Source organism: Bradyrhizobium sp. CCBAU 21365, assembly GCF_015291305.1.
Taxonomy (GTDB): Bacteria; Pseudomonadota; Alphaproteobacteria; order Rhizobiales; family Xanthobacteraceae; genus Bradyrhizobium; species Bradyrhizobium elkanii.
Window position 1 is genome coordinate 1,621,591 of sequence record NZ_CP030036.1, and the last position, 12,884, is coordinate 1,634,474.

The 12,884-nt window shown below is 66.0% G+C and carries 8 protein-coding genes; 3 read left to right on the forward strand and 5 right to left on the reverse strand.

Annotation, left to right across the window (positions count from 1 at the left end; all coding sequences use genetic code 11):
* Positions 1–1,458 carry a glutamate synthase subunit beta gene (locus XI02_RS07670; RefSeq protein WP_069275937.1) on the reverse strand — a complete coding sequence of 486 codons (1,458 nt, stop codon included), beginning with the start codon at positions 1,456–1,458 and terminating at the stop codon, positions 1–3.
* 159 nt (positions 1,459–1,617) lie between these two features.
* On the reverse strand, positions 1,618–6,369 hold the full coding sequence (gene gltB / locus XI02_RS07675; protein WP_172648660.1) for a glutamate synthase large subunit: 4,752 nt from the start codon (positions 6,367–6,369) through the stop codon (positions 1,618–1,620).
* 470 nt (positions 6,370–6,839) lie between these two features.
* Here gltB and XI02_RS07680 point away from each other — a divergent pair, with 470 nt between their 5' ends.
* Complete coding sequence (locus XI02_RS07680) at positions 6,840–7,646, forward strand: hypothetical protein (protein WP_069275939.1); 807 nt, start codon at positions 6,840–6,842, stop codon at positions 7,644–7,646.
* 131 nt (positions 7,647–7,777) lie between these two features.
* Here XI02_RS07680 and XI02_RS07685 read toward each other — a convergent pair whose 3' ends face one another.
* Positions 7,778–8,254 (reverse strand): Hsp20 family protein, encoded by a 477-nt coding sequence (locus XI02_RS07685; RefSeq protein WP_172648659.1) that lies wholly within the window; start codon positions 8,252–8,254, stop codon positions 7,778–7,780.
* A 221-nt stretch (positions 8,255–8,475) separates the two neighbouring features.
* Between XI02_RS07685 and XI02_RS07690 the strand changes: the two genes are divergently transcribed.
* Entirely contained in the window at positions 8,476–9,423 is a 948-nt protein-coding gene (locus tag XI02_RS07690; protein ID WP_016844028.1) for an alpha/beta fold hydrolase, read from the forward strand.
* A gap of 63 nt (positions 9,424–9,486) precedes the next feature.
* Here XI02_RS07690 and XI02_RS07695 read toward each other — a convergent pair whose 3' ends face one another.
* Positions 9,487–10,146, reverse strand: a complete 660-nt coding sequence (locus XI02_RS07695; protein ID WP_016844029.1) for a hypothetical protein — start codon at positions 10,144–10,146, stop codon at positions 9,487–9,489.
* A 60-nt stretch (positions 10,147–10,206) separates the two neighbouring features.
* Entirely contained in the window at positions 10,207–12,006 is a 1,800-nt protein-coding gene (locus XI02_RS07700; RefSeq protein WP_018269711.1) for an adenylate/guanylate cyclase domain-containing protein, read from the reverse strand.
* 238 nt (positions 12,007–12,244) lie between these two features.
* Here XI02_RS07700 and XI02_RS07705 point away from each other — a divergent pair, with 238 nt between their 5' ends.
* Positions 12,245–12,880 (forward strand): LysE family translocator, encoded by a 636-nt coding sequence (locus XI02_RS07705; RefSeq protein ID WP_016844030.1) that lies wholly within the window; start codon positions 12,245–12,247, stop codon positions 12,878–12,880.
* Positions 12,881–12,884 lie beyond the last annotated feature (4 nt).

A 12,884-nucleotide genomic window follows, 5' to 3' on the forward strand; every position in this document is an offset into this window, starting at 1 on the left:
TTACCCCGGCAGGTCCGTCTTGCCCATCAGGAAGGTGTCGATCGAGCGCGCGCACTGGCGGCCTTCGCGGATTGCCCAGACCACGAGCGACTGGCCGCGGCGCATGTCGCCGGCGGAGAAGATCTTCGCGCGCGAGGTCTGGTAGTCCTGCAGGGAGGCGCGGACGTTGCCGCGCTGGTCGAGCTCGACGCCCAGCGTCTTGAGCAGGCCCTCGTGCACCGGATGGACGAAGCCCATCGCCAGCAGCACGAGCTCGGCGTCGAGCGTGAACTCGGTGCCGGGCAGCGGCTTGAACTTGTCGTCGACCTTGACGCAATGCAGCTTCGTCACCTTGCCGTCGACGCCTTCGAACTTCGTCGTCAGCACGGCGAATTCGCGCACCGCGCCTTCGGCCTGGCTCGACGAGGTCCGCATCTTCAGCGGCCAGTTCGGCCAGGTCACGCCCTTGTTCTCGTGCTCGGGCGGCGCCGGCATGATCTCGAGCTGGGTCACCGACTTTGCGCCTTGCCGGAACGAGGTGCCGATGCAGTCCGAGCCGGTGTCGCCACCGCCGATCACGACGACATGCTTGCCGTCGGCGAGGATGTCGGCGGCGCCGTTCAGCGGCTCGCCGGAGACGCGGCGGTTCTGCTGCGGCAGGAAGTCCATCGCGAAGTGGATGCCGGAAAGCTCGCGGCCGGGGATCGGCAGGTCGCGCGGGGCTTCCGCGCCGCCGGTCAGCGCCACCGCGTCATATTGCTTGGCGAGCTCCTGCGGATCGATCGCACCGGGCGTCGAGCCACCCACGGCCTTACCGTAGTGGAAGGTGACGCCTTCGGCTTCCATCTGCGCCACGCGGCGGTCGATGACGCCCTTCTCCATCTTGAAGTCGGGAATGCCGTAGCGCAGCAGGCCGCCGGCCTTGGCGAACTTCTCGTAGACATGCACCTCGTGGCCGGCGCGCGCGAGCTGCTGCGCGGCGGCCATGCCGGCGGGACCCGAGCCGATCACGGCGACCTTCTTGCCGGTCTTAACGGCTGCGATCTCCGGCTTCACCCAGCCATTGTCCCAGGCGCGGTCGACGATCGCGCATTCGATGGTCTTGATGGTGACCGGGTTGTCGTCGATGTTGAGCGTGCAGGACGCCTCGCACGGCGCCGGGCAGATGCGGCCGGTGAATTCGGGGAAATTGTTGGTCGAGTGCAGGTTGCGCGAGGCTTCTTCCCAGTTGCCCTGATAGACGAGGTCGTTGAAATCGGGGATCTGGTTGTTGACCGGGCAGCCCGGTGTGCCCGGCGCGGTCGAGCCGGTGCCGTGGCAATAGGGGATGCCGCAGTTCATGCAGCGCGCAGCCTGGTCGCGCGTGTCCTTCTCGCTCAGCGGAATGACGAATTCCTTGAAGTTCTTGAGTCGATCGGCGACCGGCTCGTACTTGCGGTCATGCCGCTCGATCTCGAGAAAACCTGTGATCTTGCCCATTGAAACCCGATGCCCCTGCATCATGTGTTCGTCTGTTCTGTTTGACCCTCATCCTGAGGAGCGGCGCGTGCGCCGCGTCTCGAAGGATGGAGGCCCGTGTGGCGGCCTCATGGTTCGAGACGGCGCTGCGCGCCTCCTCACCATGAGGGTCTTTCAGGCTTACGCGCCGATCGCGATCTTCGGCTCGGCGTCGGCGTTCGCCTTCATTTCCTTCAGCGCGCGGCGATACTCCACCGGCATCACCTTGCGGAATTTCGGCAGCCAGCTCTTCCAGTCGGCGAGGATCTCCGCCGCCTTCTTCGAACCCGTCAGCTTGGCGTGACGCGTGATCAGGACGTGCAGCCGCTCCACATCCGAGTCGAGCAGGTTCTGGAACACGTCGACCCGGCCATGCGCCTCGAGATCGCCGGAGTGGTGATAGGTGTCGGCGTTGATCATCTCCTCCGACAGCACGGGCTCGAGCTCGACCATCGAAAGGTTGCAGAGCTTGTCGAAGTCGCCGGCCTCGTCCAACACATAGGCGATGCCGCCGGACATGCCGGCCGCGAAGTTGCGTCCGGTCTTGCCGAGCACCACGACGATGCCGCCGGTCATGTATTCGCAGCAATGATCGCCGGCGCCTTCGACGACCGCGACTGCGCCCGAGTTGCGCACCGCGAAGCGCTCGCCGGCGATGCCGCGGAAGTAGCACTCGCCCGCGATCGCACCGTACATCACGGTGTTGCCGACGATGATCGACTCTTCCGGCACGATGCCGGAGATCTTCGGCGGCTTGACGATGATGCAGCCGCCCGAGAGGCCCTTGCCGACATAGTCGTTGCCTTCACCCTCGAGCTCGAAGGTGACGCCCTTGGCGAGCCAGGCGCCGAACGCCTGTCCCGCCGTGCCCTTCAGGCCGACATGGATGGTGTCGAGCGGAAGGCCGGCATGGCCGTAGATCTTGGCCACCGCGCCCGACAGCATCGCGCCGGCGGAACGGTCGGTGTTGTTGATCTCTTCCTCGATCTTGACCGGGGCGCCGCGATCGAGCGCGGCCTGCGCCTTCCCGATCAGCCGGCGGTCGAGCACGGCTTCCAGATGGTGGTTCTGGCTCTCCGAGTGATAGATCGTCTGGCCCTTCTCCTCCTTCTGCCGCACGAACAGCCTGGAGAAATCGAGGCCCTTGGCCTTCCAGTGCGAGACCAGCGCGGTCTGGTCCAGCATCTGGACCTGGCCGACCATCTCGTCGAACGTCTTGAAGCCGAGCTGCGCCATGATCTCGCGGACTTCCTCGGCGACGAAGAAGAAGTAGTTGATGACGTGCTCGGGCTGGCCGGTGAAGCGCTTGCGCAGCACCGGGTCCTGGGTCGCGACGCCGACCGGGCAGGTGTTGAGGTGGCACTTGCGCATCATGATGCAGCCCGCCGCGATCAGCGGGGCGGTGGCGAAGCCGAACTCGTCGGCCCCGAGCAGCGCGCCGATCACAACGTCACGGCCGGTGCGGAAGCCGCCGTCGACCTGGACCGCGATGCGGCTGCGCAGCTGCTGGCGCACCAGCGTCTGATGGGTCTCGGCAAGACCGATCTCCCACGGCGAGCCGGCATGCTTGATCGAGGTCAGCGGCGAGGCACCGGTGCCGCCCTCGAAGCCCGCGATGGTGACATGGTCGGCGCGCGCCTTGGCGACGCCGGCGGCAACCGTGCCGACGCCGACTTCGGACACCAGCTTCACCGAGACCTGGCCGTCCGGATTGACGTTCTTGAGGTCGTAGATCAGCTGGGCGAGGTCTTCGATTGAGTAGATGTCGTGGTGCGGCGGCGGCGAGATCAGGCCGACGCCGGGCGTCGAATGCCGGACGCGGGCGATCGTTGCGTCGACCTTGTGGCCGGGCAACTGGCCGCCTTCGCCGGGCTTGGCGCCCTGCGCCATCTTGATCTGCATCATGTCGGAGTTGACGAGGTATTCCGTCGTCACGCCGAACCGGCCCGAGGCGACCTGCTTGATCGCCGAGCGCATGCTGTCGCCGTTGGGCAGCGGCTTGAAGCGGTCGGACTCCTCGCCGCCTTCGCCGGTGTTCGACTTGCCGCCGATCCGGTTCATCGCGATCGCGAGCGTGGTGTGCGCCTCGCGCGAGATCGATCCGAACGACATCGCGCCGGTCGAGAACCGCTTGACGATGTCCTTGGCCGGCTCGACGTCCTCGAGCTTGACCGGCTTGCGCTTGTCGTCCTCGGCGCTTTTGATCCGGAACAGGCCGCGCAGCGTCAAGAGACGCTCGGACTGCTCGTTGAGGATCTTGGCGAACGCCCGGTAGCGCTCCTGCGAATTGCCGCGCACGGCATGCTGCAGCGTCGAGACCGATTCCGCGGTCCAGGCATGGTCCTCGCCGCGGGTGCGGTAGGCATATTCGCCGCCGACGTCGAGCGCGCTCTTGTAGATCTGGCCGTCACCGAACGCGTCGGTGTGGCGCCGCACCGTCTCCTCGGCGATCTCGCCGAGACCGACGCCCTCGATCCTTGTGTGGGTGCCGGCAAAATACTTGGCGACGAAGTCCGCCTTCAGGCCGACCGCGTCGAAGATCTGCGCGCCGCAATAGGACTGGTAGGTCGAGATGCCCATCTTGGACATCACCTTGAGCAGGCCCTTGCCGATCGACTTGATGTAGCGCTTGACGATCTCGTAGTCGTCGAGCGCGCCGGGCAGCCGGTCCTTCATCGCGAGGATGGTTTCGAACGCGAGATAGGGGTTGATCGCTTCGGCGCCGTAGCCGGCGAGGCAGGCGAAGTGATGCACCTCGCGCGGCTCACCGGATTCTACGACGAGACCGACCGAGGTGCGCAGGCCGGTGCGGATCAGGTGATGATGCACGGCGGCGCAGGCCAGCAGCGACGGAATCGGAATCCGGTCGGTGCCGGTCATGCGGTCCGACAGGATGATGATGTTGATGCCCTCGCGCACCGCGCCCTCGGCGCGCGCGCAGAGCTCGTCGAGCACCTGCTCCATGCCCGCCGCGCCGAAGCCGGCGTGGAAGGTGGTGTCGAGCGTGCGCGACTTGAAGTGGGTCTCGGCGACGTCGGAGATCGAGCGGATCTTTTCCAGATCCGCGTCGGTCAGGATCGGCTGCCGCACCTCGAGGCGCTTGGTCGAGGCGACGCCCTGCAGGTCGAACAGGTTCGGCCGCGGCCCGATGATCGAGACGAGGCTCATGACGATTTCCTCGCGGATCGGATCGATCGGCGGGTTCGTCACCTGCGCGAAGTTCTGCTTGAAGTAGGTGAACAGCTGCTTCGGCTTGTCCGACAGCGCCGAGATCGGCGTGTCGTTGCCCATCGAGCCCGCGGCTTCCTCGCCGGTGGCGGCCATCGGCGTCATCAGGATCGCGATGTCTTCCTGGCTGTAGCCGAACGCCTGCTGGCGATCGAGCAGCGGCAGGTTGGAGCGCACGCCCTTGGCGGGCGCATCCGGCAGCTCCTCGAGCTGGATCTGGGTGCGATGCAGCCAGTCGCTGTAAGGATGGCTCTTGGCGAGGTCGGCCTTGATCTCGTCGTCGGGAATCAGGCGGCCCTGCTCGAGGTCGACGAGCAGCATCTTGCCGGGCTGCAGCCGCCACTTGGTGACGATCTGGTCCTCCGGAATCTTCAGCACGCCCATTTCGGACGCCATCACGATGCGGTCGTCCTTGGTGACGAGGTAGCGCGCCGGGCGCAGGCCGTTGCGATCGAGCGTGGCGCCGATCTTGCGGCCGTCGGTGAAGGCGATCGCGGCCGGGCCGTCCCACGGCTCCATCAGTGCGGCATGATATTCATAGAAGGCGCGGCGCTGCTCATCCATCAGGGGATTGCCGGCCCACGCTTCCGGAATCATCATCATCACGGCGTGGGGCAGCGAGTAACCGCCCTGCACCAGGAATTCGAGCGCGTTGTCGAAGCAGGCGGTGTCGCTCTGGCCTTCATAGGAGATCGGCCAGAGGCGGCTGATGTCCTTGCCGTAGAGCTCCGAATGCACGGAAGCCTGCCGCGCCGCCATCCAGTTGACGTTGCCGCGCAGCGTGTTGATCTCGCCGTTATGGGCGATCATCCGGTAGGGATGCGCCAGCGACCAGGTCGGGAAGGTGTTGGTCGAGAAGCGTTGATGCACCAGCGCCAGCGCGCTGTCGAAGTCGGCCTCGTGCAGGTCGGGATAGTACTTGCCGAGCTGGTCGGCGAGGAACATGCCCTTGTAGATCACGGTGCGGCACGACAGCGAGCACGGATAATAGCCCGCCATGCCGCGGTCGCGGCGCTGATAGATCGCCTGCGAGATCGACTTGCGCAGGATGTAGAGGTGGCGCTCGAAATCGTCCTCGGTCTTGGCCGCACCGTTGCGGCCGATGAAGACCTGCATGTGGTAGGGCTCGGTCGGCTTCACGGTGACGCCGAGCGAGGAATTATCACTGGGCACATCGCGCCAGCCGAGCAGCTTGAAGCCCTCGTTCTTGATCTCGTCGGCGATGATGCTCTTGATCACGTTCCGCCACGCGGCATCGCGCGGCATGAACAGCGCGCCGATGGCGTATTCGCCGGGCTGCGGCAGCTTGAAGCCGAGCTCCGCGGTCTTGCGCGCGAAGAAGGCGTGCGGAATCTGCACCAGGATGCCGGCGCCGTCACCGGCGCGCGGGTCGGCGCCGACGGCGCCGCGATGCTCGAGGTTGCACAGGATGTTCAGCGCGTCGGAGACGATCTGGTGCGACTTCTGGCCCTTGATGTTGGCGATGAAGCCGACGCCGCAGGAATCCTTTTCCAGGCTCGGATCAAACAGGCCTTCGGCTTGCGGGCGCCAAGTATGCAGTTCGGGCGTGTGCAACTCACGCGCGGGCTCGGCGGCTTTCGAGTCCGCGGTCGCCGACAGCGTTCCTGCCACGATGTTTTCGCGCTCGAATTCCGACCCGCTCATGTGTCCTCTCCCTTTCGTAAGGGCCCCACCATATTTGGCGCACCTTGGACGTTGCGGCACCCACCGGGCCACCGCTCGTCCGCCGCGAGCCGCATTTTCCTAAATTCAGACGACGGGCGTTTCAACGTCCCCTAAGGGACGGCCCTGCCTGCAGCATTCTCGGAGCTCGGGGCGCCGAGGTCTCGTTGCAATCCCTATGCCGGGATGGCCTCGAAATTGAGACAGCTTTACTGTCCTAACTTAGACCTTGCCAAATTTTTGTCTATCACACAAGCGCGAGGAAGTCCTCGCCCGCATGCTCGGATCGAACGGCTCGGCGGGCATGTGGCGCCCCCGATTCGAAGCAAACACGCCGTGATCTGGCCCAAGGAGCGACCAAGGACTGCCGAATTTGAAACTGAAGTTTTGCCCCGGGCAAGCCGGCAAGAGAGCGGAAACGCTCCAGGGCGGGGCAGACAGGAGTTACGGCGATGAAGTTGTTCACAGGTTCGGTTGCTGCCGCCGCCCTCGCGCTCAGCGCAGCCTCGGCCGAGGCCCAGCTGGCGACGTCCGCCCGGATCGGCAGCCCGCTTCTGGTCAGGGTATCCGACATGGACGGGCCCTATGCCGCCATGCCCGAGGTTCCTCCGCCGCCGCGCTTTGGCCGGGTCCCGAGCCTGTTGCCGCCGGTCGAGGTCTATACCGTGCTCCGCGAGAACGGCTATCTACCGCTTGGCGCGCCCCGGCAGCGCGGGTTCGTCTACACGATCTCGGTGATCGACCAGGGCGGCGACGACGGCCGGCTGGTGATCGATGCCCGCGACGGCCACATCATCCGCTTCACGCCGGCCTCCCGACTCGGCGACAATTATGAAGAGGAAATGAGCGCGACCGACGGTCCGGTCGGACCGATGCCGCGGCCGATCCAGGCCCGGGTGCCGCGCCCGCCACTCCCGATCCCGCATGTCGCCAGCCGCGTGCCGGTGCCCAAACGCAGCCCGCTCTCGGCCAAGGCCCAGGCTCCGGCCCCGGCCGCCCAGGCTCCGGCGGCGCAGGCTCCCGCTCCGGCGGCTCAGGCCGCCGCGCCGCAGCCGGCCACCCCGGAGCCCGCCCAGGCAGCCGCACCCACGCCGGCCGAGCAGGCCGCAGCTGCCCCGAAGCCGGCCGAGGCCCAGGCTGCGCCGCAAGTCGTCCAGCAAGCCGAGGCTCCGACCGTCGGTCAGGGCGCTCCGCCGCCGGCGCCTGCGCCCGCGATCCTGCCGACCCAGGCAATGCCCAAGGTGCAGGGATTGGAGTGACCCGCATCGCTGTGTAGCCCGGATTGCGCTTCGCTCCATCCGGGCTACCAAGACCACGCGCACAAAAAACGCCCCGGTTTCCCGGGGCGTTTTCGCAATCAGCCAATATCTGCTGACGCGGGGTTTGTTGCTTAGGCGGCGACCTTGCCGGCCGAGCCGTCAACGACCTGCGGGGCCTTCTCGCCGCCGCCGATCGGAATGCTGCGGGGCTTCTTGGCCTCGGGAATCTCGCGGACGAGATCGACGTGGAGCAGACCGTTCTCGAGCGAAGCGTTCTTCACCTGCACGAAGTCGGCAAGCTGGAAGATGCGCTCGAAGGCGCGGGAGGCGATGCCGCGATAGAGCACTTCGGAGCCGTTGCCGGAGTTCTCGTTGGCGGTTTTCTCGCCCTTGATCGTCAGCGTGTTCTCCTTCGCGACGATCGAAAGCTCGGCCTGCGAGAAGCCGGAGACCGCAACGCTGATCCGGTAAGCATTCTCGCCGGTGCGCTCGATGTTGTAGGGGGGGTAGCCGGGGCTGCCGTCCGAGGTCACCTGATCGAGCAGGTTGAAGAGGCGGTCGAAGCCGACGGTGGAACGATAGAACGGAGTGAGGTCGTAGCTACGCATAGGAATAGTCCTCCATTGAGCGACTGTTTCAGTTACCCGCCCGCCATCGGGCCGGGCTTAGATGTGTGCAGCCTGATGTTTCGGTTCCGAAGCACTGGTAGCGGCCTGCACGGAGGTGATATGGGAGGGGTCACGTCGCGTTCAAGAGGCGGAAACCGCGTCGCATTTTTTGGCGCCGGCGTCCTTGATCTCCACCCTGTCTCACCACTCCGGTCCCCTTCATGACGCTCGTCTCGATTCCCGCCAACCCGGTTCCGGACGACGTTGTCAGTGGCACCATCAAGACACCAGACGGGGCCGAGCTGCGCTTTGCGCGCTGGGCGCCGCCGCCCGGCCGCAAGGGCACGGTCTGCGTGTTCGGCGGGCGCGGCGAGATGATCGAAAAATATTTCGAGACCGTGCGCGATCTGCGCGACCGCGGCTTTGCGGTGGCGATGATCGACTGGCGCGGGCAGGGCCACTCGTCGCGGCGGCTGCGCGATCCCCGCAAGGGCTATGTGCGCGACTTCGCCGACTACGAGGTCGATGTCGAGACCTTCGTGCAGCAGGTGGTGCTGCCGGATTGCCCGCCGCCTTATTTCGCGCTGGCGCATTCGATGGGCGGCGCGGTGATGCTGCGCCTCGCGCATGCCGGCAAGCGCTGGTTCGACCGCATGGTGCTGTCGGCGCCGATGATCGACCTGCCGCGCCGCCGCGTGTCGTTCTTCCCGAGCGCGCTGCTTCGGATCATGCGGCTGGCCGGGCAGGGCGGCCGCTACGTTCCCGGCGGCAGCGACGAACTGGTCGGCCTCGCGCCGTTCATCGGCAATCCCGTGACCAGCGATCCGGTGCGCCACGCCCGCAACGCGGCGATCCTGGAGGAAGATCCGACGCTCGGCATCGCGGCGCCGACGATCGCCTGGGCCGACACCGCGTTCACCGCGATGCGCACCTTCCGCGGCATGTCGTATCCGTCCGAAATCCGCCAGCCGATCCTGATGCTGGCGGCGAGCAATGACGAGGTGGTGTCGACGGCCGCGATCGAGGAGTTCGCCTATCACTTGCGCGCCGGCTCGCATCTCGTGATCGCCGGCTCCAAGCACGAGATCCTGCAGGAGCAGGACCGCTACCGCGGCCAGTTCTGGGCGGCGTTCGATGCGTTCGTGCCGGGCACGCCGCTGTTCAAGTGAGGCATGGCGTTTTCGCGCGAAGTGGATCCCGGTTCGCGTGAAGAAAACGCATCAAGCAAAAATCTAGCGCTGTAGCAGCGCGACGATGCGGTCCGGAAAGCGCTTGTCCACGAACAGCGTCCTGACCTCGGCGACGCTGAGATAGCGGTCCTTGCCTTCGCCCTTGCCCATGATGTCGAGCAGCACCGGCCACTCGCCGAGCATCAGGAGCGGATAGTAGCAGTGCAGGATGCCGTAGGACTGCGGATGCTCGTCCCTGGCGCGCTGGAAATTCGCCGCCATGAAGGTCTTGATCTCGGCGGCCGACAGCCCGCGTTCGACGCTGCCGTCGGGGGCCTTGTAATCCTTGCCGAAGGTCGCGAGCCGCGCAATCTCGTCCTCATGGACCACCGCGTGCTGGTCGAGGATGCGCGAGCCGGCGCCGTGCTTGTCGAGCGGGCCGTTGCGCAACGCGTCGAGAATGGCGCCCTGGAACAGGCTGCGCAGCTGGCTGAAAGGACCGAGGCCGTTGGCGATCTGCGCCACCATGAAGATCTTCGCTCGCGCGGTGAGCCCCTCGAACCCGGTCTTGCCGGTTGCGCGCCCGATGGTGCCGGTCAGTTCAGGCAGCGGCACGATATGGCCGCCGACATAGTTGCCGGCGACGAGCGCCCGCAGGAACGGGCAGGGATTGTCAGGAGAAATCTGCGGGGCGGGCGCCGCGCGTGCAGCCGTATCGGACATCAAACCACATCCTGAAAAGCGTCAGCCTAAAAAGCATCCATTACCGGTGGATGAATTCGCTCAGGAGTCGACGGCGAATTTCGATGTGGACGCAACCAGAGCGAGTTTGCCGAACGGCAGGCCGGCTTTCAAGAGGCCGTCGCGGTAATGCGCGATGTCGGCCGGGTTCTTCCAGTGGAAATTGCGCAAGTGACGCTCGACCGTCAGCTCGGGATGGTTGGCGAGCAGGGCCTCGGCCGCCTGCGCCGCCTCGTCGGCGCGGCCGAGCTGGGCGAGCGCTGCGGTGCGCACCGCAAGGCACTGCAGATGGTTCGGGTTCAGGTACAGCCCCTCGCGCGACCACGACAACGACGCGTCATATTGCCCGAGCAGATAATGGCTGAAGGCGTTCAGCGCCGCCCATTGGTAGCGCGGGTCGCTGTTGCCGCGCTGGACCGCCGTCGAGAACAGATCGACCGCCTTGCGATGATCGCCGATCACCATGTGGCAGATTCCCAGCACGCCGCGCGCGCCCATGTCGTAGGGGTTGAGCTCGATCGCCCGCTTGATGGCGTCCATCGCGGCTTCGTAATGGCCCTGCATCGCGTGCAGATAGGCCAGCAGCGAAAACGCGAACGAGGAGCGCGGGTCGAGTCGCACGCTGCTCTCGGCCAGGCTGACCGACGAGGCCCACAATTCGCGCGTGCTCGGAATCCAGCCGAACTGGATGCTCTGGATCTGGATCAGCGCCAGATAGGCGCGCGCGATCGACAGCGCAGGGTCGAGCTCGATCGCCTCCTTGAACAGCGCGATCGCGGTTTCGCAATCGTCCTTGGTCTGGTGGTAGTAGTGCGACAGCCCCTTCAGGAAGCGATCCCACGCCGTCAGTTCGGCGTTCGGCGAGCGCGCCGGCGCCGAGGCCTCGGCGCGGTAGATCTCCTGGGCGACGGCGGCGGAGAGATTCGCGGTGATCTCGTCCTGCATCGCGAACAGGTCGCCCATGTCGCGGTCGTAGCGGCCGGTCCACAGCTGCTCGCCCTTCTCGGGCGCGATCAGTTCGGCGGAGACGCGGATCTTGTTGCCGGCGCGCCGTACCGAACCCTGGATCAGATAGGTTGCGTCGATCTCGCGCGCGATCAGCCGCGTCGAGACGTTCTTGCCCTTGTAGGCGAAGGTCGAGTTGCGGCTCAGCACGCGATAGAAGGATTGCAGCGACAGCGCGTGGATCAGGTCCTCGGTCAAGCCGTCCGAGAAATATTCGTCGGCGCCGCCGCTCAGATTGTCGAACGGCAGCACGCCGACGATCGCGGTCCGGTATTGCCCCGGCAGATGCGGGCCGTCTTCCGGAACCTGCTCCTGGGCATCGGATCCGGCCGGCGCCCAGGTCCAGACATTGACCGGCTCGGCGATGTTCTTGAAGCGGTGCGGGCCGGCGTCGACGAGGGTGACGGCAAGCCGCCGTCCCGCTTCCGTGCGGGCCTTGTCCGACACCGCGATGCCGCCGGGCGTTGCGACCGTCTCGAGACGGACGGCGATGTTGACGTCGTCGCCGAACACCTCGTCCTCGTCGGCCATGACGTCGCCCATGTGGACGCCCATCCGGAAGTGCATGGCGCGGTCGGCCGGCAGATGTTCGTTGCGCTCGGCCATCAGGGTCTGCATCGCGACGGCGGCCTCGATCGCGCCGATGATGCTCGGAAATTCCAGCAGGAAGCCGTCGCCGGTGTTTTTGACGATTCGGCCGCCGTGGTTGAGGATGATCGGGTAGATCGCGCTGCGGTGCGCCTTGAACGAGGCATGCGTCCCCGCCTCGTCGGCCCCCATCATGCGGGAATAGCCGGCGATGTCAGCGCAAAGAATGGCAGCGAGCCGTCTTTCCATGTCTCCTGTGCCCTGGAATGGCCACTTAGCCGAGGTGACCGAATCCGATACTTACAAGACAGGCCGGGTCCGGCGGAAGCCCGGTTTGCAGGCACCTATAATGCATAGTAGCAGGAATTGGCACGCGACCAACGGATGGTACAGTCGTTTCTCTACTGAATTCGTGTGTCGCCGGGATGGCGCCGGCTGGCAGATCATCCTTTCCGGGCGGTTACTTGCATAGGTTAATCTCACTGACATGCTGGGAATTCACGAGCTTTGGCTGTTCGTCCTGTCCGGGCTGCTGCTCAACGTCACACCGGGGCCGGATACCGCCTATATCATCGGGCGCACGATTCAGCTCGGATGGCGCGGCGGCGCCGCTGCGGCGATCGGAATCAGCTGTGGTTGCCTGGTCCATGTGCTGGGTGCGGCGATCGGGCTGTCGGCGCTGCTGATGGCCTCGTCGGCCGCGTTCCTGGCCGTCAAACTGGTCGGCGCGGCCTATCTGGTGCTGACCGGCCTGCAGATGCTGCTGGCGCGCGCCAGGCCGGTCGCCGACATCACCGGGCAGGGCGGCGAGACCTCGATCTCGCGCGTGTTCTGGCAGGGGGCGCTGACCAATATCCTCAACCCCAAGGTGGCGCTGTTCTTCCTGGCGTTCCTGCCGCAATTCGTGGCGGCCGATTCGCCGCACAAGACGCTCGCCTTCCTGGTGCTCGGGCTGATCTTCATCACCGGCGGCACGCTCTGGTGCCTTGGTCTTGCGGCCTTCGCGGCGCGGGCTGCCGGCCGCATCAGGCAATCGGCCGGCGTGATCGCCTGGATCAACCGCTCGCTCGGCGCGCTGTTCATCTATCTCGGCGTCCGCGTCGCGACGCTGGAGGCGCGCTAGCTTG